The sequence below is a fragment of the Prevotella nigrescens genome, assembly GCF_031191185.1.
Classification (GTDB): domain Bacteria; phylum Bacteroidota; class Bacteroidia; order Bacteroidales; family Bacteroidaceae; genus Prevotella; species Prevotella nigrescens.
Map to the genome: position 1 here is coordinate 961,520 of NZ_CP133465.1, position 22,215 is coordinate 983,734.

Here is a 22,215-nt window from a genome sequence, read left to right on the forward strand (position 1 = left end):
TATGTCTGTTTATCGGTGCAAAATTACAAAAAAGATTGCGTATAGTTTTCCCGATAAGATATTTTTTCGTATTTTTGCCGTAGGAACGTATTCATTATAATAATATAAAAATCAGTCAAATGAAGATTAGTAATTTCAACTTCGCAGGACATAAGGCCATTGTCCGCGTGGATTTTAATGTGCCATTGGACGAGAATGGCAATGTAACAGACGACACACGCATTCGTGGAGCCTTGCCAACGCTGAAGAAAGTGCTTGCCGACGGCGGCGCACTCATTATGATGAGCCACATGGGAAAGCCTAAAGGCAAAGTGAAACCGGAACTTTCGTTGAGCCAGATAGTTAAGAATGTAAGCGATGCATTGGGTGTTCCAGTGAAGTTTGCCAAAGATGCAGCAAACGCCGATGCCGAAGTTGCGGCATTGAACCCCGGCGAGGCACTCTTGTTGGAGAACCTTCGCTTCCATGCAGAGGAAGAAGGCAAACCGGTAGGTGTGGAAAAAGGCACACCGGAATACGACACTGCCAAGAAAGAAATGAAGACGCGTCAGGCTGATTTCGCAAAGAAGTTGGCTTCATACGCCGATGTTTACGTAAACGATGCCTTTGGTACGGCTCACCGCAAGCACGCCTCAACAGCCGTTATTGCCGATTACTTCGATGCCGACCACAAGATGTTAGGCTTCTTAATGGAGAAAGAGGTAACCGCAATCAACAATGTTCTGAAGAACGCACAGCACCCTTTCACCGCAATTATCGGAGGTTCGAAGGTCAGCTCCAAGCTCGGCGTCATTAAAAATCTGCTCGACAAGGTGGACAATCTTATCATTGGCGGTGGCATGGGCTTTACTTTCATTAAGGCACAAGGCGGAAAGATAGGCATGTCGCTGCACGAAGACGACCTGATGCCCGAGGCATTGAACGTAATAAAGGCTGCAAAGGAAAAGGGCGTAAACCTTTCGCTCTCTATGGCAACCATCTGCGCACAACAGTTCTCTAACGATGCAGAGCGCAAAGAGTTCCCCATCGACCAGATACCTGACGGCTGGGAAGGCATGGACGCTGCTCCCGAAAGTCTTGAAGCGTGGAAAAAGATTATTCTCGGCTCAAAGACAATCCTGTGGAACGGTCCTGTCGGCGTGTTCGAATTCGATAACTTTGCTCACGGTACAGGCGAAATTGCAAAGTATGTTGCCGAAGCTACACAGAACAACGGTGCGTTCTCGCTCGTTGGTGGTGGCGACTCGGTAGCTGCCGTGAACAAGTTTGGCTTGGCAGACAAGGTTTCTTATGTCTCAACAGGTGGCGGTGCAATGCTCGAAGCTATCGAGGGCAAGGTGTTACCAGGCGTTGCAGCGATTGAGAAATAGAATTATCGTTCAGGCAAAACAGAAACTTGATGAAGTGAAGTAAACAAGAAACATAATACTGTCCCAATGGTAGAAATGCCATTGGGACTTTTTAAATTAATCAAACACTATGGAAACCGAAAAGCAAGGAATTGTCGACTGTTTGTATTTGTAAATTTCCGATACAATAGAACGACTTGCCGGTATGTCTGTTTAAGACTTGTTTTATCAGTATTAAAACAGACAGTGAATACTAATCAAATTTCATTGTCATGCCGTTGCCAATGGATTATCTAAACATTGCGCTTCTAACTTGAATGTTTAAATATGAGAACAGGAGATAAACATCTTTGAGTGGTGTTTACCTCCTGTGTGATTGGTATCTTTGTTGTTGTTTTATCTTGCCTGATGCGTTGTTGTTTGTGGTTTCCTTGTATGGTGCTTTGTGGCAAGATGGGTTTTACTTCATCAGTACAACGCGGAAACCTGCATCGTCCAAGCGACTGCTGTGTTCGCTTCCGCCTCGATATGCGCTGCGACACTGCATTGCACGACTTGTCCAACTGCCTCCGCGCAATATGCGGTAGGTTCCGTTTTCTGGTCCTTTAGGGTCTGTTTGTTCGGTTTGAGGGTAGTCGTCGTACCAGTCGGCGCACCATTCCTGCACGTTTCCGTGCATGTCGTAGAGTCCCCATGCGTTTGGTTCTCCTATGGTTCCTACGGCTACGGTTTTCTTTCGGTAGTCTCCTTTTTCGTTATTGTTGTAGGGATAGTTGCCATCGTAGTTTGCATCGTTTGTCGTCAGGTTGTTTCCTGTATTAAATGGTGTGGTTGTTCCTGCCTTGCAGGCATATTCCCATTCGGCTTCGGTGGGCAGACGGCAGCCTATCCATTCACAGAAGGCTATGGCATCGTCCCAGCTTACGTCGATAACGGGTCGGTTTTCGCGCCCCCATGTGTAGTCGCTGGGTTTCTGTCTTCCCGTTGCTTCGCAGAACTTGTCGTATTGTTCGAAGGTGATGGGGTATTTGCTCATGTAGAAATCTTTGGTTATTGTAACTTTGTGTTGTATTTCTCCCGATTCGCGCTGGGGCTCATTGTTCGGACTTCCCATTAGGAACGAACCTGCAGGAACCTTTACGAACTCGATGCCTAAGTCTTTTGGAGTAACTGGTTCTGAGCTTTTTTTGAAGAAGGTTACGTCTTTTACCTTCTCTACAGCAATTGTGTCGTATGTTCCGTTGCTGTGTGCCACAACCATATTCCAGCTTTGGGCACAAACGTTTGCTGCGAGCGCAAAGGCTGCCATGGTACAAAATAGAAATTTCTTTTTCATAGTTCGAATGCTTTTAATTCTTGTCGATGGGTTAAATGAGTGCGTATTTTAATTTCACGACAAGATGTTGTTAATGTTACTTGTGATATAGATAAATTATTTCTTCAACCATTTGAACGATTGTTTGCCCGTGTTGACAATGTAGATACCAGCGGGCTGATTGCGCATATCGAGCTGGGCGCTTCCGTCTTTGCCTACTTCTACGACGGCAACCCGGCGACCTTCGAGCGTATATACCATAATGCGGCTTCCAGCGGGATAATGTGTGAAGTTGGCAATGCCTTGTGTAAAGTCTGCCTGACCTTGCTGAACGTTGCCTTTCTCAGTCTGTCCTATTCCAGCCGGGTTGCGTTCTTCAAAGTGGTAATCCTTAATATCCTTCAATGCGAAGTTTAGTTGTTGGTTATCATAAACTACTGCCAAGCTATCAGAAAAGTACATTAGCTTCGGACTCTTGCCTAAAAAGAAGATACTTTCTCCTCCATCTTGCAGTTTAACAACGAGACAAGTAGCATTGTCTGTTTCGTTCTGTGAAGCCTTTTGAACTTCTGACGCATTAACGGAATTGAACACGCTGCCCAACAACACGGCAACGAAAGTAAGTAAAGATTTTGTTTTGACCTTCATATTGTTATGCTTTTATTGTGATGTAATGAACTGGGAATAATAGCAATTTATTCTTTTTGTTGCTTTACAAAAATATAGATTATAATCTAAATAAGCAAGTGAATCGTCCTATTTTATTGTTTTTAACGATTATATTGAACTCTAATTGGTTGCCAAAGCGTATATGATTATAAAAGAGGAAGTCGAATAACTGTTGATTATCAATATATTATTCGACTTCTTTTATTGTTGTACGAGGCTCTATCTATAAATGTACTGAATGCTGTTAGTTATTGCAGCTGATATGTGTTATCTTTGTTTACAGTCGTAACACCTTTTATTTTCTTGAAATAGACTATGGCTTTGTCTATGTCCCAGCCTTTCGGAAGCTTTATGGCAACACCGCTAAAGTTCTTGTAATTGTACATTATAGTGCAGCCTTTTTTCTCTATAGCTCGCATCAAAGCCTTGTTGCCTTCCGACTTATCGTAATAAATAATCAGTCTATTGTTGGGCTCTGATGTGTTCTCATCTTCTTCATTGTTGCCCATTATCCGTTCTTTTATTGGACATTGTGCTGATATTAATGTTGAATGAGCAAATGTAAAGCCCATTAGTAAGATACCTATTTGAAAGTATTTCTTCATAATTCTACATTCTAAGTATATTAAAAAGGCAACTAAATAGAACTACTCAGCCGCCTTAATGATAAAATAATATATTTGGAAACCTTATCTTTATTAGATAGTATCCTCGGCTTTGAAGTATTCGAGCTCCTTGCTGTCGAATGCTTTAATGTATGCTACACTGCCTGCAACTTCTTCTTCTGTCATACGGACAAACACATTAGCCGACTTCTCGAACAGTTCTGGTGCCTTGCTTGCATCTTCAATAAGGAGCAACGACTCTATGATGCCAGCAGTCATATTGTACAGACGGCGTGCGAGGAAGTCTATCGTGTCTTGGCATTCGCTTGCCTTCACCTTTTCCAAAGCCTCTTCGTAAAGTGCAACAAGGCGTTCTACACGAGCCTTCAAGTCCTTCATACAGTCGCAAACGTCGTTTGCCAACATTTCCTTCATTATGTTGAGGTAGGTTCCATTGGTGATATAGCGCACCGCAGCCACTACCTGCAACTGTGTTGTACCTTCGTAGATAGAGAAGATACGTGCATCGCGGTAAAGACGCTGGCACTTGTATTCCATAATGAAACCTGAACCGCCGTGAATGGAAATTGAGTCGTAAGCGTTCTGGTTCGCATATTCGGAGTTGATACCCTTTGCCAATGGCGTGAACGCATCGGCGAGGCGGGTGTATTGTTTCATTTCCTGACGTTCCTCAGCCGTTAGTTTCTGGTCGCGTGCAATGTCTTCCAACGCCTTGTAAATATCTACATAGCGTGCTGTTTGATAGAGCAGCGAACGACCTGCATCTAACTTCGCCTTCATACGAGAAAGCATATCGTAGACAGCAGGGAAAGTTATGATTTTCTTTCCAAACTGCGCACGTTCCTTCGCATAGTTCAAACCTTCTTTATAAGCTTCGCTCGAAAGTCCCACACTCTGTGCTGCGATGCCAAGACGAGCACCGTTCATGAGTGCCATAACGTACTTGATGAGTCCCATACGGGTGTTTCCGCAGAGTTCGGCTTTCGCATTCTTGTAAACCAATTCGCAGGTTGGCGAGCCGTGAATACCGAGTTTGTGCTCTATGTGGCGCACGTCTACACCGCCATTGCGCTTGTCGTAGATGAACATAGAAAGTCCACGACCGTCGTGTGTGCCTTCTTCCGAACGGGCAAGCACCAAGTGAAGGTCGGAATCGCCGTTGGTTATGAAACGCTTCACACCGTTCAGTCGCCAGCAATTCTCCTTCTCGTCGAATGTCGCCTTGAGCATTACGCGCTGCAAGTCGGAACCTGCATCAGGCTCGGTCAAGTCCATCGACATGGTTTCGCCGTTGCAGATACGAGGTATATACTTCGCACGCTGCTCGTCGTTGCCGAACTCGTAGAGCGTGTCGATGCACGACTGCAACGACCAGATGTTCTGGAAGCCGCCGTCGGCAGACGAAATCATCTCTGAAAGCATAGAGAACACCACGTTGGGGAGGTTCAATCCACCGTATTGGCGAGGCATGCTGACACCCCAAAGTCCTGCCTTGCGGGTAGCATCAAGGTTCTCGTAAGTCTTGCTTGCATAGTGCATGCGGTTGTCGATGAGGTGTGGACCTTCCAAATCCACCGATTCTGAGTTAGGCTCGATGATGTTTGCTGCCACCTCGCCCGTAATATCAAGTATGCGCTTGTAGTTTTCTATGGCGTCCTCATAGTTTACAGGAGCCTCGTCGTACTTGTCCTTGTCAGCGTAATTGCGTTCTTTCAGCTCAACAATTCGCTTCATCAGAGGGTGTTCCAAGTGGAACGCAATCTCTGGTTGGTCTGTATAATAATTTGCCATGTTTGTTTCTCCTCTTCTGTTACTTACTGTTTTGCTTGTAATACTTAATCATTTTTGGCAGCACTTCGCCTACATCGCCGTTGATAACATAGTCGGCAATTTGGTTGATGGGGGCGTCTGGGTCGTTGTTGATGGAAATAATGATGCCCGAATCCTGCATACCAGCAATGTGCTGTATCTGTCCTGAAATACCACAGGCGATATATACTTTCGGGTGAACCGTAACACCTGTCTGTCCTACTTGTCGGTCGGTTGGTATCCAGCCGGCATCTACCGCTGCGCGCGATGCACCTACTTCTGCGTGCAGTACGTCGGCGAGTTGGAAAAGCGTTTCAAAGTTTTCTTTTGAGCCTACGCCGTAACCTCCCGATACAACGATTGCTGCACCCTTCAGGTTGTTTTGCGCTGCTTCGACGTGGCGTTCAATCACCTTTACGGCATATGCTGCCTCATCAACATACTTGCTTACTTCTGGATAAACCACTTCTTGCTTTGCCTTTCCTTCGTAAATGGCTTTCTGCATAACGCCTGAACGGACTGTCGCCATTTGTGGACGGTGGTCTGGATTTACGATTGTAGCCACGATATTGCCACCGAAGGCAGGGCGAATTTGGTACAAGATGTTGTCGTAGTGTTTTCCAGCCTTCTTGTCGTCGTATTCACCGATTTCAAGTTGTGTACAGTCGGCGGTCAGACCCGATGTCAATGACGATGACACACGAGGACCCAAGTCGCGCCCGATAACGGTTGCGCCCATGAGCGCAATCTGTGGTTGCTCCTCTTTGAATAGGTTTACGAGTATGTCAGTATGGGGTGCTGATGTGTAAGGGAACAAGCCTTTGCCATCGAATACAAAGAGTTTATCAACTCCGTATGGCAGTATCTGGTCTTCCACCTTACCTTTTATATCGGTTCCAGCCACGATGGCATGGAGTTCTACGCCTAATTGGTTGGCGAGTTTACGTCCTTTTGTGAGCAATTCTTGCGATACTTCCTGCACCGTTGTCTGCTCTATTTCGCAATATACAAATACGTTATTCATAGCTTATCCTATTATCTTCTCGTCCAACAATTCTTTTATCAAGCCGTCAATGTCTTCGTCCGAGCCACTGATGGTTTTGCTTTCTTTCGCTTGGAACACAATGTTCTGCACGGTTTTCACCTTTGTTGGCGAACCAGAAAGTCCGCATTGCTCTTCATCGCCATCAACATCGGCTACCGACCACTGATTTAACGTAAGGTAAGGACGCTGTTCGAAGAGTTCTGCCCAAGGCTCTTTGCCTGTGCGTTCCATAGGACAGGTTGCATATTTGTATTTCATCACGAGCTTTGCGTTGCACGGACGTGCTGGCGCAGCGGTGCCATTCACGGTTATAACTACGGGTAAGGGGGCTTCAACCGTTTCCACACCGCCGTCAATCATACGGCGAATGGTAGCCTTACCATCTTCTATCTTCTGAATTTCTTCAGCGTAAGTAACCTGATTTAGCCCTAACTTCTGTGCTACCTGCGGTCCAACCTGTGCCGTATCGCCGTCAATGGCTTGTCGTCCACCAATTACAAGGTCTACATCGCCTATCTTTTTGATGGCAGTAGCCAAGGCGTAAGAGGTTGCAAGCGTATCGGCACCAGCAAATTTGCGGTCGGTCAGCAACCAGCCAGTATCGGCACCGCGGTACAAACCTTGACGAATTATCTCGCCGGCGCGGGGAGGTCCCATTGTAAGGATACCCACTGTCGAACCCGGATATTGTTCTTTCAATCGCAATGCTTGTTCAAGTGCATTCAAGTCTTCAGGGTTGAAGATTGCGGGCAAGGCGGCACGGTTCACCGTTCCTTCTGCTGTCATGGCATCTTTACCCACATTTCGTGTGTCAGGTACCTGCTTTGCAAGTACAACAATTTTCAAACTCATATTATATAATGTGTTGTTTAGATGTTCATTACTTAAATAAAAAACGTGTAGCAAAAGTACGGTTTTTTTATAAATCACACAAATTTAATGCACAAAAACCTACAGAACGTGCACAAACAAGGACATTTGCGCAATGATAAAAGCGATAGAAGCCGATTGGCTAAAACTTTTTTACGGTGCATGAAGGTAGGGTAGGGCTTCCTGCTGTTGGGATTTAGCAGAAAGTTATAGGAATTTTCGGGGGCAGACAGTCGCCAAAACTAACCATCGGCATATTATTTTCTTTTGCTTCATTCTTGGTTTATAAAAATACGGAAAACGCTCTTGTTTTCTATAGAAAGTCCTATTAGAAAATGGTAGTTTCGCTTTGACATAGCAAAAGAGGTTGTTTTGGACGGTCAAACAGCCTGTTTTGAACGGTCAAACAGGCACTTTTATATTGTCAAAGCATTTTTATTATTTTGTTAAAGAATAATCTTTACGAAATAAAGATGCTTTGGGCATATTCTGTACGTAATAAAAGAGAAGGATTATTCTCCATAAAGTTTTTTGCCAGACCACAAGAATGGTAAGCCAAGAACTAATCGCCAAGACGCTTGAAAGCCTTTGGAAGATAGTCTACAATGTCGCCGGCAATAAGGCTTTCCTTGCCTAAATCGTTTGCAGCAAGGTCGCCTGCCAAGCCGTGCAGGTACATTCCAGCGGCACAAGCATCTGCATGGGCGTAGCCACGAGCCAGCAAAGCCGTTATGATACCAGTGAGCACATCGCCACTGCCCGCCGTTGCCATACCGCTATTGCCCGTAGAGTTGAAAAGAATGTTGCCATTTGGCAGACAAAGGGCACTGTTATGACCTTTCAACAATATATATACCCCAAGGTTTTGAGCCATCAGCTGCGCCTGTTCCAACCTTTCGTATTCTCCATTGGCAGGTGTTCCGCTCAACCTGTCGAACTCTGCTGCGTGCGGTGTCATAATTATGTTCTTCGGTAACTGCTGCAACCACGCTCTGTGAGAAGCCAGCATGTTAAGTGCATCGGCATCTACCACGACGGGACATTGTGTCCTTCGTATTTGCGAAATCATGGCAATGGCAGTGTTTTCTTGCTGTCCCAAGCCCGGACCAATACCCAACGAATCGAAATCTTCCACGTTTACTGGTTCAGAGAAGTAGGTTTCTTCGTGGTCTATCTGCATTACAGCCTCTGGAACGGCAGTCTGCATAATGTCATAGTTTCGCTTTGGCGTGTGTACAACCACCTTCCCGGCACCAGAACGGAGACAGGCACGCGTGGCAAGCACTGCTGCGCCAGCCATTCCGTAGCTTCCTGCAATAATTAAGGCCTGTCCCATAGTTCCTTTATGGGCAAAATCGTTGCGCGGAATCAACTTTGCTCGTATGTCGTTCTCTTCCAAAATGGTGTATTGCGCACCTGTCTTACAAATAAATTCTCTGCTCAATCGTATGTCGAGAACCTTTACACGCCCCAGAAATTGCTGCGATTCGCAAAACAAGAACGAAAGTTTCTTTTGGTGCAAGGTAAGTGTTAGATCGGCTTTTATGATGTTTGCAGCTACATTTCGCGAGTTATCTTCGGCTAAAAGTCCCGAAGGTATGTCGATGCTGACTACTTTTGAAGGACTCTGATTGATGTATTTAACGAGTGAGGCAAATCCGCCTGCAAGGGGTTTGTTCTGACCAATGCCAAACAAACCGTCTATGACAAGTGTTTCGGCTGTAAGTTCGGGAGGGTCGAACGATACTTTTACCTCGGTAAAGTCTTTAAAATGCCTTAAGTCTAACAGTCTGTCTTTATTCAAGGCACAGTCTTCAGACAGTTTATCAGTGATATTGAACAAGATAACTTTTACCTGATAGCCTTCGCCATGAAGCAAACGTGCCACCGCCAAAGCATCGCCACCATTGTTTCCCGGTCCTGCAAATACCACCACAGGGGTGCTGTTGCTCCACTCTTCCATAATGGCATGGGTTAGTGCTTTGGCTGCCCGCTCCATCAAATCAATCGATCTTATGGGTTCGTGTTCTATTGTATATTGGTCAAGTTCGCGCATCTGAGCGCTCGTAAATATCTTCATAATAGTGGCAAATTTACAAAATAAATGCCAATCATATAGGATAGTTCAGTTTAAATTTCGTAATTTTGCGGATAAATAACAGATTTATCACAATGAGTCGCGTAACAATTAAAGATAAAACATTCGAGATATCAATCCCAGAAACAACTATTCTTGAGAAAGTAAAGAGTGTTGCCGACAGGATAAATAAAGATATGGCAGGCAAGAATCCTTTATTTCTTGCTGTTCTCAATGGATCGTTTATGTATGCTGCAGACTTGATGAAGTTTATTGACATTCCCTGCGAAATAAGCTTTGTAAAGGTTGCTTCTTACATGGGAACCCAATCATCGGGAGAGGTTACCGAAGTTATTGGCTTGAACGAAGACATTGCAGGGCGCGAAATAGTTATCGTAGAAGACATAGTAGACACGGGTAGAACCATGGAACGTATGCTGAAAACACTTTGGGAAAAGTCTCCGGCAAATATCAATATCAGTACATTGCTACTGAAACCGGGCAAGTTGCAAGTGGCATTGGACATAAAATACGCGGCAATGGAGATACCTAACGACTTTATTGTGGGCTACGGCTTGGACTACGATCAGCAAGGACGGAATTTAAGAGACATATATACTTTAGTACAAGAATAATGAAGAATATCGTAATTTTCGGTGCTCCCGGTGCAGGAAAAGGCACACAGAGCGACAGAATGATAGAGAAATACGGCTTCGAGCACATCTCTACGGGCGACGTATTGCGCGCTGAAATTAAGAAAGGAACAGAACTTGGTAAAATTGCAAAGGGCTATATAGACAATGGTCAGCTTATCCCCGATGACCTTATGGTGGACATATTGGCTAATGTTTACGACAGTTTCGGCAAGGAACACAAAGGTGTTATCTTCGACGGATTTCCCCGTACCATTCCACAAGCCGATGCATTGAAGTCTATGCTTGCCAAACGAGGACACAAAATAGCTGCTATGATAGAACTGTTTGTGCCAGAAGAGGAACTTATGAAGCGCCTTATTCTGCGCGGGCAGCAAAGCGGGCGTTCTGACGACAACGAAGAAACCATTAAAAAGCGTCTGAACGTGTACCACACACAGACCTCTCCGCTGATTGATTGGTATAAAAAAGAAGGCATTCACCACCACGTTGAAGGTCTTGGAACAATAGACGAAATCTTCGGTCGCATCGAATCTGTTATCGAAGAACTATAATATAGAACGATGGTAAATCGCAGAAAGCTTTGCTGTATGCATACTTTTATCTGCTGTTTATCATCGTTTCTATTTTATAAAATGCCGCTACTGATAGGCATTTCTACCAGTATTCATTACAAGAACTCCCCATTAGGCTATATTAAAACTCCTTATTAAGCTATGGCAGAAACGAACTTTGTAGATTACGTCAAGATATATTGTCGCTCGGGTAAGGGCGGTAAAGGTTCTATGCACCTACGCCACGTGAAGTATAATCCTAACGGCGGACCTGACGGAGGAGACGGAGGAAAAGGCGGAAGTATTATTCTGCGTGGCAACCACAACTATTGGACACTGCTACATTTGCGTTATCAACGCCACATTTTCGCCGAACATGGAGGCAACGGAGGGCGCGACAAGTGTCACGGAAGCGATGGGAAAGATGTTTATATCGACGTTCCCTGTGGTACGGTGGTCTACAATGCGGAGACCGGAAAGTTTGTCTGCGACATCTCATACGACGGTCAGGAAGTGGTATTGCTGAAAGGCGGCCGTGGCGGATTGGGCAATTTCCAGTTCCGTACTGCCACCAACCAGGCACCACGCTATGCCCAGCCAGGCGAACCAATGCAGGAAATGACGATTATTTTGGAACTGAAGCTACTGGCAGACGTGGGTTTGGTGGGCTTTCCAAATGCCGGCAAGTCTACATTGCTGTCGTCGCTGTCAAGCGCAAAGCCGAAAATAGCCAACTATCCTTTCACGACGATGGAGCCATCGCTGGGCATTGTGAGCTATCGCGACCATCAAAGCTTCGTCATGGCAGACATTCCGGGTATCATCGAAGGTGCAAGCGAGGGTAAGGGATTGGGCTTGCGCTTTCTCAGACACATAGAACGCAACTCGCTTTTGCTGTTTATGGTGCCTGGAGATACCGACGATATAAAGAAGGAATACGAGATATTGTTGAACGAACTCCGTCAGTTTAATCCCGAAATGCTTAGCAAACACAGAGTATTGGCAGTTACGAAGAGCGACCTTTTAGACGAAGAGCTAATAGAGATGCTAAGAGAAACATTACCAACCGATTTGCCTGTGGTGTTTATTTCTGCAGTTACTGGTAGCGGAATAGAGGAACTAAAAGACATGTTGTGGAAAGAACTTAATGCAGAAAGCAACAAGTTGAACGATATTGTAGCAGAAGACACGCTCGTGCACCGCGACAAGGACATGGCACGTTTCGAGAAAGAAATGCACGAAGAAGGTGCCGATGTTGTAGATGTAGAACCGTATGACGAAGACGAACTTGACGAAATAGACGAACTTGACGACTTTGAGTACATTGATGAATAAGCCCGAGTTACATTATTATGAGCTTGCAAGCAATGTCGTTGCCTTCTCATCTACACGGTACGGAGGCGTGAGCAAAGGCAATTATGCTGCTTTCAACATTAATAAATATTGCGGTGATGTGCCAGAAGACATAGAACAAAACCGCAGAAACTTAGCCAACAGTTTAGGAATTGATATTGACAAGCTTATTGTTCCACACCAAATTCACGGTGATTGTTCACAAATCATTGCTCACGAATATTTTAATTTGCCTGCAAACATTCGTGAACAAATTATAGAAGGTGTCGATGCGGTAATGACGAATGAGCTAGACGTTTGCATCGGAGTATCGACTGCCGATTGCATTCCTGTTCTATTATACGATACCAAGCACCATGCTGCCGCCGCAATACATGCAGGTTGGCGTGGAACAGCGAAACATATAGTGCAGAAAACCATCAGGGAGATGGGCATTGTCTACCAAACCAAACCGCAAGAACTGCGAGCAGTGATTGGTCCAGGCATCTCTTTGCAGAACTTCGAAGTAGGCGATGAAGTCTACGAACAGTTTGCCAATGCGCAATTCTGTATGGAACGAATTGCCAAACGCTTTCGTGTTTTGCAAACTAAAGAGGGAGAACTCCCTTTGAAATGGCATTTAGATTTGAAGCTTTCCAACCGTATAGATATGGAAACAATGGGTATTCTGCCGCAAAATATAATTGATGAGAAAATCTGTACCTACGATAATACAAGCGATTACTTCTCTGCTCGTAAGCTCGGAATAAACTCTGGACGTATCTATAACGGAATTATATTGAGGTAAGAAGTATTTCCTTACCCATTTATTCTATTGTTTTGCCACGACCGTAAAACTATTCTTGGCGTGCCAAACGGTTTCTGTTATATATTCAAAGTACCTCTAATATATTAAGGTGTAAGCAAACCGCTTACACTAAGCCGCTGAGCTGTGCTTTCAATTCTTTTAGCTGGTCGCGTACCGACATCAGGCTCTCAAGCACTTTCTGACTCTTATCGGCACCACTGCGGTTCTCTTGCAACATTTTTCTTGCTGCAGCTATCTTAAATCCACGCACTTTTACAAGATTGTAGATAATCTTTATATGCTCAATATCTTTAACGGTATACTGTCGGACACGGTTTCCTGTGGTCTTGGGGCGGAGATGGGGAAATTCTGTTTCCCAGTAACGAAGTAAACTTTCCGACACACCTATCATCTGTGCCACCTCCTTAATGGAATAATATAGTTTGCGCGAATTATCTGCCATAGCTTAATCAATCTACAATTCGTTTGCAAAAATAGTGAAAAGTCAGTATCTTTGCAACACTTTTAGATGAATTTTATAAAATAAAGTATATGAAAATGATGACTGCGAATGAAATCCGCGACTCTTTCAAGAAGTTCTTTGAGTCGAAAGGACATGTCATTGTACCGTCCGCGCCAATGGTTATCAAGGACGATCCAACGCTAATGTTTACCAACGCTGGTATGAACCAGTGGAAAGATATAATACTTGGGACGAAAGACCCGGAGCCACGCCGCCGTACAGACTCACAGAAATGTTTGCGTGTAAGTGGAAAACACAACGACTTGGAAGAGGTTGGACACGACACTTACCACCATACAATGTTTGAAATGCTCGGCAACTGGAGCTTTGGAGACTACTTCAAGGAAGGTGCCATCGACTATGCGTGGGAGTATTTGGTTGATGTTCTGAAGTTAAATCCAGCCGATCTGTATGTTACAGTGTTCGAAGGCAGTCCTGAAGATGGTATTCCTCGCGATGACGAAGCTGCCAAATACTGGGCTAAACACCTACCGGCAGACCACATTATAGATGGAAACAAGCATGACAACTTCTGGGAAATGGGCGAAACAGGTCCGTGCGGTCCATGTTCGGAGATACATGTAGACTCTCGCAGCAACGAAGAAAAGGCGCAAACACCCGGGCGTGAACTTGTAAACAAAGACAACCCGCAGGTGATTGAGATATGGAATATCGTCTTCATGCAGTTCCAACGCAAGTCCGACGGTTCGCTCTCACCCCTTTCAATGCACGTCATCGACACGGGTATGGGCTTCGAACGCCTTGTACGCATGCTGCAGGGAAAGAACTCAAACTACGACACCGACATCTTCCAGCCTACCATTAAGGAGATAGAACGCCTGAGCGGAAAGAAGTACGGCTTCACTACGCCATCGGGCAAGAACGGAGAAGCGAAGACCGAACAAGAGAAGATAGACATTGCAATGCGCGTTATTGCCGACCACATGCGTGCCGTTGCCTTCTCGATTGCCGACAGCCAGTTGCCGGGCAACGCGAAAGCAGGCTACGTTATCCGCCGTATCTTGCGCCGTGCCGTGCGCTATGCCTATACTTTCTTGAACCAGAAAGAGGCGTTTATTTACAAGTTGCTCAACACGTTTATCCACGAAATGGGTGGTGCTTATCCCGAACTTACGGCTCAGCGCGAGCTTATTGTCCGAGTTATTAAGGAAGAGGAAGACTCGTTCCTGCGCACTTTGGAGAAGGGTATCAACCTTTTAACCAACACAATGGACGAAATGAAAGCGCAAGGAAAGACCGAACTCAGCGGGAAAGAGGCGTTCCGCCTGTTCGATACCTACGGTTTCCCACTCGATTTGACTGAATTGATTTGTCGCGAACACGGCTTCAGTGTAGACGGAAGGCAGTTCGAGGAAGAAATGGCACAGCAAAAGGCACGTGCCCGCAATGCTGCAGCTGTGGAAAACAGCGACTGGGTGGTACTGCGCGAGGGCGAACAAAAGTTTGTCGGCTACGACTACACCGAATACGAATGCCACATTCTGCGTTACAGAAAGGTTACCCAGAAGAAGAATACTTTCTATGAATTGGTGTTGGACCACACGCCATTCTATGGCGAGATGGGTGGACAGATTGGCGACCAGGGAGTCTTGGTAAGCGAAGACGAGACCATCGACATTGTGGATACGAAGCGAGAGAATAACCAAAGCATTCATATAGTAAAGCAACTGCCAAAGAATGTGGAGGCAGACTTTATGGCGTGCGTAGACACCGACAAGCGCGACGCATCGGCTGCCAACCATACTGCAACCCACTTGTTAGACTATGCGCTGAAACAGGTGCTGGGGGAGCATTGCGAACAAAAGGGTTCGTACGTCAGTCCAGACACTTTGCGTTTCGATTTCTCACACTTCCAGAAGGTAACCGACGAGGAACTACGCCAGGTAGAGCGTCTTGTGAACGACATGATACGTCAGGACTTCCCATGCGGAGAGTATCGCGACACACCGTTGGAGGAAGCTAAGGAAATGGGAGCGGTGGCACTGTTCGGTGAAAAGTATGGCGACAAGGTGCGTGTTATTAAGTTTGGGCCGTCGTGCGAGTTCTGTGGCGGCATTCACGCTACGTCCACAGGGCGCATAGGCTTCTTCAAGATAATCAGCGAGAGCAGCGTGGCTGCAGGTGTCCGCCGTATAGAAGCGCTTACCGGCAAGCGATGCGAGGAGACTATCTACCTGCTCGAAGACACCGTACGCGATTTGAAGGCGATGTTCAACAATGCAAAAGACTTGCGTGGCGTTGTAGAGAAATACATTCAGGAGCACGATGCAATGAGGAAACAGATGGAGAACTTCCGTCAGCAAACCGTTGCCCGCCTCGCAAATAGCTTGGTGGAAGGTGCCGAAACCGTGAATGGAGTGAAAGTAGTGAAGGCTGTGCTGCCCGTGGAACCTGCTTCGGCAAAAGACATCGTCTTTAAAGTGCGTGCTGCAATCCCCGAAAAGCTCGTCTGCATATTGGGTTCCACCTACGAAAACAAGCCGTTGCTCTCCATTATGCTGAGCGATGACATGGTGAAAGACCACGACTTGAACGCCGGGACGATTATCCGCGAAGCTGCAAGACTGATAAAAGGCGGCGGAGGCGGACAGCCACACTATGCACAGGCAGGTGGCAAGGACGTTGAAGGTGTAACTGCTGCGGTAGACAAAGCCGTCGAATTAGCTAATCTGCATTAATTTTATATATACCCAATTTCGGAGTCTCGTTGTATAGAAGTGTACAGCGAGACTTCTTTTTTCTATCTGCCGTCATCATTCGGGGGAATTTTTCGCTTGCAAAACCCCTGAAAATGATGAATAAATTATTGCACTTTTCGGTCATCAAAAGTCCTCAAAGACGAGTCTTTTTGCTGCCTTTGTAATCAGTTAATAATCAATATGATATCATATAATGAAAAATATGACGTTATATTTTCTCAAATATGATGTCATATTTTTCTAATTGAGACGTCATATCTGTTTTTATATGATTTTTCTCCAATCTTTTGTAAAAGCTTATGATAACAGGAAATGCCATCTTTTCCAATTGGAAATGACGTCCCATTTCTGACAGATACCAATAACCTTTGCCGTGAAAATACGAAATAGTCAGAATAGTTTTGCATATCTCGCAATAAGCAGTAACTTTGCAGACAGCAATAAAACACGGCATAAACTTTTTAACATCATAGATAATATTTGCATGACTGATTTCGACTCTCTATCGCAACACGAGCAGACCTTGGCAATGCTATTGGCATATTTCGACGATTATTCTAAATCTAAATCTACAATATTAGGATTAGGATCCAAGTTGATGGTGAAGGAATTGGCATCTGATGCCTTCAAAGGACTTTTGTCGAAGAATATAATACAGGTTCGCTCCTCATACTATGGTAAACAAACCAACCTCTACAAATTGGAAAGCGGCATTTTGTTAGAAGCACTCTACAGCTTGTTTGAGCTCCGGAACGGTGTACTGCTGAAAAGCATTCGAACGCTGTATAAGCGGGAACACAACATAGACAAGCCCGACTATGGCGTGCGCAGGTTGATTACGCTTATTGCTTCCACCAAGCAACCCGAGAATTTAAACACGCCATTGATTATAGACGAAGACATTTGCCACTATCTTAATCCTCTGCTTGATAAGCCAAAATACAGAGAAATAATCGACAAAATACCCGATTATAGATTTGCTTCGTTGCTGAATAGCAGGCTGCTAATTGCCATTTGCAACGACGAAGACATAAACTGGGAATACTTAAAAGAGCTTGTAAGCAATCATAATCAAGTCAATTCGTACGCCGGTGTAGATGTATTCGCAACAGAAATATTCGCTTTCTACTATTATTTTGCAACAGGCGAGCTTTGCATCGATTTAAATACTGCAGCAGTAAATCAGTTCACGCTGCAACTTATAGCCATTCAGGCACTGTACAAAGGCAACTATCAGCAGGCATACAAAATATTTCTTAAGGCATTTACGCTGAACAATAAGGTAGCGTCGGAGTCAGGCATATTTGTTAATCCGGTGAGCAACTACTATTATTTGTTGGCATTGCTTTTGATAGGAACCGAAGAATCGCTTAAGAAAGTGAATACTTTGAGTAAGAAAAACTTGGCAAGCTACAACTCGTTGCCGTCTGTTAATTCGAGCTATTTCATAGTACAGCCGATGCGAGACTACTTCTGCGACAAGATAGACATTACTTCCGACGAGTGGACCAGAATAATGTCGTTGAGCGAACTCGCCGCCATTGCAACTCTTTGGCTAAGTTGTAGCATATATAAACGGCTCTATTCACGCCCGGAAGAGATTTCAACACCAGCCCAAAAGCCTAAATGGGCATACTTAAAGCTGGAAACGCAAACTGCAGACGGTGGCGCTGAGACGTCTGAACTGAAGAAACTGTTTGGTGGAGAGCCGTTGTTGAGCCGTCTGAACATTAAGGAAGCATGGCGGAGGCGGTTGGAAAGTCTTATAAAAAGTAATATTTCAACAAGCGTGGGCAACGAAACAAAGGGCGAAGCCATGCTGATTTATCTTATCAGAAACCATTATATAACTCCTATTGTCAAGCGAAAACTGAAGTCGGGCAAATGGTCTGTAGGCAAAGAAATATCTGTAAATAAACTGAAAACGCTGGAAGAATCGCTGTTAGACGACACAGACAACCGGCTGATAAAGTCGATTAAATCATGGGACTATTATGTCGATGTCGATTCATATCTGCCTCAACTTGTGGGCTGCAACCATGTTTATGTAGGCTCGAACTACGATTTGCAACCCGTAACAATACACGAAGACAAGCCATTCCTTATAATAGACAAGCAGAAAGACGGAACTTTTAAGGTATCGACGAATATAGAAGAGCTGCTGATAAGCAACGATATGAAGCATTATGTAAAGAAGAATACCGACACCGACTATTCTGTCATCTTCCCCAAACCACAAGAAGTAAAGGTTTATAGGGAGATATTGGCACAAGATACATACCCTGCCGAAGCCGAGCCGCTACTTGTAAAACTCATCACAGCGTTGGGCGGGAAGACCGAGATACATTCCAATATGGTGGCAGAATTGGATACTATTCAGTCTGTAGACGCTCCACCGGTCATCACGCTCCGCATTTTGCCCATCAATCCCGTGCAGTTTAACGTAACAGCCATGGTGTGTTCCGACTCGCTTAACTTCGTTCCAGGACACGGAAACATAACCACCATTATAGAAAGAGATGGGAAAAAGCTCCAATTGGTTAGGAAGCTGAAGGCAGAGAAAAAGAATATGAAGCGCATAACCGAAGGCTTAATAGAAGCAGAAGTGTGCGACGAAGGTGACGAATGGTTGCCCGACAGCGTTACCGATGCGCTCACACTCACTACGGAACAGCTGCTTTTGTTTATGCAATGGTGCAAGAACAATCAGGAAATCTGCACAATGGAATGGCCCGAGAACCAGAAATTGAACCTATATTCCGGAATAAGCAGCAGCTCAGCCAGCATATCGTTCATGCAGAAAGCCGGTTGGTTCGAGGTAGAAGGCAATGTAGAGATAGACAAAGGGCAGGTTATATCACTTCAGAAGCTGCTCAACATAATGCGGGAAAACAACAAGCAGAAGTTCATTCGCATTGGCGACAACGAATACATTACATTGAGCACTCAGCTTACTCGCATATTGAAACGCTTGGACACGGTAACTTCTGAGAGTCATTCGCATTTGCAAATGGCGCCTGCAGCCGTGTCTTTGATAGGCGAAATACTCGACGACAAATCGTTGAACCTAAAAAGTAACCCAGCCGTAACCCGGCTGCGAAAGCGGATAGAAGAAAGCAATACAACCCCGCCTTTCGTTCCCAACACGCTCAATGCACAGCTTCGCGACTATCAGGAAGAAGGTTTCGAATGGTTGTCTAAGGTTACATCGTGGGGGGCAGGTGTGTGTCTTGCCGATGATATGGGACTGGGAAAGACGCTGCAAACCATAGCTCTGCTGTTGGAACAAAGCAGCAAAGGAGCATCTTTGGTAGTTGCGCCAGCCTCGGTAGTGCCCAACTGGCGCAACGAACTAAGGCGATTTGCCCCTACACTGAACGTTATTGTACTGAACCAAAGCGACAACCGCACAGCCGACATAGACAAAGTGCAGGCTGGCGACGTTGTTGTTACTACCTATACACTGCTGAACATAGAACAGAAAATACTCGTTACTCGCGAATGGAACGTAGTTTGTCTCGACGAAGCACATACTATAAAGAATGCCAACACAAAGATGTCGAAGGCAGCCATGCAGCTGAAAGCCCGAAGAAAGGTCATTCTTACAGGTACACCCATTCAGAACCACCTGTCCGAACTGTGGAATCTGTTCCAGTTTATCAATCCTGGTCTGCTCGGAAGTGCTGAACAATTCAAGCAGAAATTTATACAACCGATTGAAGGAAACAACGATAAAGAACGGCAAAGTCAGCTCCGCCGGCTTATTGCACCTTTCTTATTGCGTCGCACAAAAGGCGAAGTTATAAAGGAATTGCCCGATAAAACCGATATACAACTGCCCGTTGAACTATCGTCGAACGAAATAACCATGTATGAAATGTACCGTAAAATGGTTGAAGAGTTGGTTCGCACCGACAAATCGCTTAACGTCAGCACGCTTGCCGAGATTACAAAACTGCGCCAAATGGCATGTAGTTGCTCGCTTGTAGATAAAAGTTGGAAGGTACCAAGCAGTAAATTGCTCGCCTTTATTGACTTGGCAGAAAGTCTCAACGATAGCGGAAACCGAGCATTGGTGTTCAGTCAGTTCACCAGTTTCTTGGAAGAAGTGCGCTATGCAATGGACAACGCTCAGCTACCTTATCTGTATTTAGACGGCAGTACGCCCATGGCGAAACGCGAACAGCTTGTGAAAGACTTTCAGTCGGGTAGGTGTCCATTCTTCCTCATCAGTCTGAAGGCAGGCGGATTAGGTTTAAACTTGACGGGTGCAAACTATGTTGTTCATTTAGATCCGTGGTGGAATCCCGCTATAGAACAACAGGCAACCGATCGTGCCTATCGCATTGGGCAGCAACAAGACGTAACCGTATACCACTTAATTAGCCAACACACCATTGAAGAGAAGATACTTCGCCTGCACAAAACCAAGCGCGACCTTGCCGATTCGCTTCTCGAAGGCTCCGATATGGCACATGTCATCACGCAGGAAGAGATGCTCGATTTGCTGAAAGATGACTAATGTACACGTTCTCTCAATTCTCTCAATTGGGCAAGGAAACCCTATTTAACAATAGAATAGATGAGTTTTCCAACAATATTTATTACCTTTGAACCCAATTTAGAAGGATAATAATATGGGTTATAACTTATTAAAAGGTAAAAGAGGCATTGTTTTCGGTGCACTTAACGAACAATCAATTGCATGGAAGGTTGCAGAACGAGCAGTAGAAGAAGGAGCAACGATAACACTTTCCAATACACCCGTAGCCGTAAGAATGGGTACTGTAAGTGCATTGGCAGAGAAACTGAACTGTGAGGTCATAGCAGCCGATGCTACAAACGTAGAAGACTTGGAGAACGTGTTTAGGCGTTCGATGGAAATCTTAGGAGGTAAGATTGACTTTGTGCTTCACTCTATCGGTATGTCGCCTAATGTTCGCAAACGTCGTACATACGATGATTTGGACTATAACATGTTGAATACGACGCTCGACATATCGGCTGTATCTTTCCACAAGATGATTCAGAGTGCGAAGAAGCTCGATGCTATCAACGACTATGGTTCTATCTTGGCTTTGACATACATTGCTGCCCAACGCACATTCTTTGGATATAACGATATGGCTGATGCGAAGGCACTCTTGGAAAGCATTGCACGTAGCTTCGGCTATATATACGGACGCGAGAAGAACGTGCGTATCAACACCATCTCACAATCGCCAACGATGACTACGGCTGGGCAGGGTGTGAAGGGAATGGACAAGTTGTACGATTTCGCCAACCGTATGTCGCCACTCGGTAACGCTTCTGCAGCCGAATGTGCCGACTATTGCATCGTTATGTTCTCTGACTTAACGAAGAAGGTAACCATGCAAAATCTCTACCACGATGGTGGTTTCTCTAACATCGGTATGAGCCTTCGTGCCATGTCTACCTACGAAAAAGGTATCGGCGACGAATACAAAGACGAGAACGGAAAGATTATTTACGGGTAATATTTCGTACTTCAGATATACATGTAAGCAAGGGACGACACTCATGGTGCCGTCCCTTGTTGCTGTTTGTTCCAAATTGACATTATCTCAATTTGGGTTTATTTTTCCGTTGATTAGGAACGATATTGCTTACAGATTGAAACTATTCGTTTATAATAACCTTAAAGAAAAGCTTCTTTATCGCTTTATACTGTCTTTTATTCATGCTTTCCAACATATATGTAAGGATATTGCTTATAATTTAAAAGCAATATATATGTTCCTGCCGTTATTTCCGTTCTGTCATCATAATAGTACCAGATAATGTTTATCGCAAAATCACAAGACGCTGAATAGAATTAGACAATAAGATACTAATTGCTTAGCA

General features: G+C 44.9%; 16 protein-coding genes. 8 read left to right on the forward strand and 8 right to left on the reverse strand.

All coding sequences use genetic code 11. The features are described 5' to 3' along the window. The first annotated feature begins 119 nt into the window (after positions 1-119). A complete protein-coding gene (locus RDV52_RS06245) occupies positions 120-1,370 on the forward strand; it encodes a phosphoglycerate kinase (RefSeq protein ID WP_004366493.1) in 1,251 nt (416 codons plus the stop codon). Positions 1,371-1,809: 439 nt separating this feature from the next. Here the strand turns inward: RDV52_RS06245 and RDV52_RS06250 are convergent, their stop codons facing one another. The 7 genes from RDV52_RS06250 to RDV52_RS06280 all read right to left on the reverse strand — a co-directional run bounded on the left by RDV52_RS06250 (position 1,810) and on the right by RDV52_RS06280 (position 9,763). Continuing rightward, positions 1,810-2,685: a formylglycine-generating enzyme family protein gene (locus RDV52_RS06250; RefSeq protein WP_004366491.1), complete on the reverse strand. Its 876-nt coding sequence runs from the start codon at positions 2,683-2,685 to the stop codon at positions 1,810-1,812. 96 nt (positions 2,686-2,781) lie between these two features. Continuing rightward, positions 2,782-3,312 (reverse strand): T9SS type A sorting domain-containing protein, encoded by a 531-nt coding sequence (locus RDV52_RS06255; protein ID WP_004366490.1) that lies wholly within the window; start codon positions 3,310-3,312, stop codon positions 2,782-2,784. A 269-nt stretch (positions 3,313-3,581) separates the two neighbouring features. Next, a complete protein-coding gene (locus RDV52_RS06260) occupies positions 3,582-3,938 on the reverse strand; it encodes a hypothetical protein (protein ID WP_004366489.1) in 357 nt (118 codons plus the stop codon). A 93-nt stretch (positions 3,939-4,031) separates the two neighbouring features. Further along, on the reverse strand, positions 4,032-5,750 hold the full coding sequence (locus RDV52_RS06265; protein WP_004366488.1) for an acyl-CoA dehydrogenase family protein: 1,719 nt from the start codon (positions 5,748-5,750) through the stop codon (positions 4,032-4,034). A gap of 19 nt (positions 5,751-5,769) precedes the next feature. Beyond that, positions 5,770-6,792 carry an electron transfer flavoprotein subunit alpha/FixB family protein gene (locus RDV52_RS06270; RefSeq protein WP_004366487.1) on the reverse strand — a complete coding sequence of 341 codons (1,023 nt, stop codon included), beginning with the start codon at positions 6,790-6,792 and terminating at the stop codon, positions 5,770-5,772. 3 nt (positions 6,793-6,795) lie between these two features. Next, positions 6,796-7,665, reverse strand: a complete 870-nt coding sequence (locus RDV52_RS06275) for an electron transfer flavoprotein subunit beta/FixA family protein (RefSeq protein ID WP_004366486.1) — start codon at positions 7,663-7,665, stop codon at positions 6,796-6,798. A 580-nt stretch (positions 7,666-8,245) separates the two neighbouring features. After that, positions 8,246-9,763: a bifunctional ADP-dependent NAD(P)H-hydrate dehydratase/NAD(P)H-hydrate epimerase gene (locus tag RDV52_RS06280; RefSeq protein WP_004366484.1), complete on the reverse strand. Its 1,518-nt coding sequence runs from the start codon at positions 9,761-9,763 to the stop codon at positions 8,246-8,248. Positions 9,764-9,855: 92 nt separating this feature from the next. Here RDV52_RS06280 and hpt point away from each other — a divergent pair, with 92 nt between their 5' ends. From hpt to pgeF, 4 genes are all read left to right on the forward strand, one after another. Then, complete coding sequence (gene hpt, locus RDV52_RS06285; protein WP_004362899.1) at positions 9,856-10,395, forward strand: hypoxanthine phosphoribosyltransferase; 540 nt, start codon at positions 9,856-9,858, stop codon at positions 10,393-10,395. Then, positions 10,395-10,967, forward strand: coding sequence for an adenylate kinase (locus RDV52_RS06290; RefSeq protein WP_004362900.1), 573 nt, complete (start codon positions 10,395-10,397; stop codon positions 10,965-10,967). The genes hpt and RDV52_RS06290 overlap by 1 nt, the downstream gene beginning before the upstream one ends. 162 nt (positions 10,968-11,129) lie before the next feature. Continuing rightward, a complete protein-coding gene (obgE, locus tag RDV52_RS06295; RefSeq protein WP_004362901.1) occupies positions 11,130-12,302 on the forward strand; it encodes a GTPase ObgE in 1,173 nt (390 codons plus the stop codon). After that, on the forward strand, positions 12,295-13,107 hold the full coding sequence (gene pgeF / locus RDV52_RS06300; RefSeq protein ID WP_004366483.1) for a peptidoglycan editing factor PgeF: 813 nt from the start codon (positions 12,295-12,297) through the stop codon (positions 13,105-13,107). The genes obgE and pgeF overlap by 8 nt, the downstream gene beginning before the upstream one ends. A 124-nt stretch (positions 13,108-13,231) precedes the next feature. Here the strand turns inward: pgeF and RDV52_RS06305 are convergent, their stop codons facing one another. After that, entirely contained in the window at positions 13,232-13,570 is a 339-nt protein-coding gene (locus RDV52_RS06305; RefSeq protein ID WP_004366482.1) for a MerR family transcriptional regulator, read from the reverse strand. Positions 13,571-13,665: 95 nt separating this feature from the next. Here RDV52_RS06305 and alaS point away from each other — a divergent pair, with 95 nt between their 5' ends. From alaS to RDV52_RS06320, 3 genes are all read left to right on the forward strand, one after another. Continuing rightward, positions 13,666-16,329: an alanine--tRNA ligase gene (gene alaS / locus RDV52_RS06310; protein WP_040557035.1), complete on the forward strand. Its 2,664-nt coding sequence runs from the start codon at positions 13,666-13,668 to the stop codon at positions 16,327-16,329. A 505-nt stretch (positions 16,330-16,834) separates the two neighbouring features. Continuing rightward, the gene (locus tag RDV52_RS06315) at positions 16,835-20,872 is read left to right on the forward strand and encodes a DEAD/DEAH box helicase (RefSeq protein WP_004366480.1); all 4,038 of its coding nucleotides are present in this window, start codon (positions 16,835-16,837) and stop codon (positions 20,870-20,872) included. Positions 20,873-20,987: 115 nt separating this feature from the next. Continuing rightward, complete coding sequence (locus RDV52_RS06320) at positions 20,988-21,848, forward strand: enoyl-ACP reductase FabI (protein WP_004366479.1); 861 nt, start codon at positions 20,988-20,990, stop codon at positions 21,846-21,848. Positions 21,849-22,215 lie beyond the last annotated feature (367 nt).

Excerpts from the sequence above, each read along its gene's own strand:
- RDV52_RS06245 (WP_004366493.1), top strand. The coding sequence starts at position 120 with ATGAAGATTAGTAATTTCAACTTCGCAGGACATAAGGCCATTGTCCGC.
- RDV52_RS06250 (WP_004366491.1), bottom strand. The coding sequence starts at position 2,685 with ATGAAAAAGAAATTTCTATTTTGTACCATGGCAGCCTTTGCGCTCGCA.
- RDV52_RS06255 (WP_004366490.1), bottom strand. The coding sequence starts at position 3,312 with ATGAAGGTCAAAACAAAATCTTTACTTACTTTCGTTGCCGTGTTGTTG.
- RDV52_RS06260 (WP_004366489.1), bottom strand. The coding sequence starts at position 3,938 with ATGAAGAAATACTTTCAAATAGGTATCTTACTAATGGGCTTTACATTT.
- RDV52_RS06265 (WP_004366488.1), bottom strand. The coding sequence starts at position 5,750 with ATGGCAAATTATTATACAGACCAACCAGAGATTGCGTTCCACTTGGAA.
- RDV52_RS06270 (WP_004366487.1), bottom strand. The coding sequence starts at position 6,792 with ATGAATAACGTATTTGTATATTGCGAAATAGAGCAGACAACGGTGCAG.
- RDV52_RS06275 (WP_004366486.1), bottom strand. The coding sequence starts at position 7,665 with ATGAGTTTGAAAATTGTTGTACTTGCAAAGCAGGTACCTGACACACGA.
- RDV52_RS06280 (WP_004366484.1), bottom strand. The coding sequence starts at position 9,763 with ATGAAGATATTTACGAGCGCTCAGATGCGCGAACTTGACCAATATACA.
- hpt (WP_004362899.1), top strand. The coding sequence starts at position 9,856 with ATGAGTCGCGTAACAATTAAAGATAAAACATTCGAGATATCAATCCCA.
- RDV52_RS06290 (WP_004362900.1), top strand. The coding sequence starts at position 10,395 with ATGAAGAATATCGTAATTTTCGGTGCTCCCGGTGCAGGAAAAGGCACA.
- obgE (WP_004362901.1), top strand. The coding sequence starts at position 11,130 with ATGGCAGAAACGAACTTTGTAGATTACGTCAAGATATATTGTCGCTCG.
- pgeF (WP_004366483.1), top strand. The coding sequence starts at position 12,295 with ATGAATAAGCCCGAGTTACATTATTATGAGCTTGCAAGCAATGTCGTT.
- RDV52_RS06305 (WP_004366482.1), bottom strand. The coding sequence starts at position 13,570 with ATGGCAGATAATTCGCGCAAACTATATTATTCCATTAAGGAGGTGGCA.
- alaS (WP_040557035.1), top strand. The coding sequence starts at position 13,666 with ATGATGACTGCGAATGAAATCCGCGACTCTTTCAAGAAGTTCTTTGAG.
- RDV52_RS06315 (WP_004366480.1), top strand. The coding sequence starts at position 16,835 with ATGACTGATTTCGACTCTCTATCGCAACACGAGCAGACCTTGGCAATG.
- RDV52_RS06320 (WP_004366479.1), top strand. The coding sequence starts at position 20,988 with ATGGGTTATAACTTATTAAAAGGTAAAAGAGGCATTGTTTTCGGTGCA.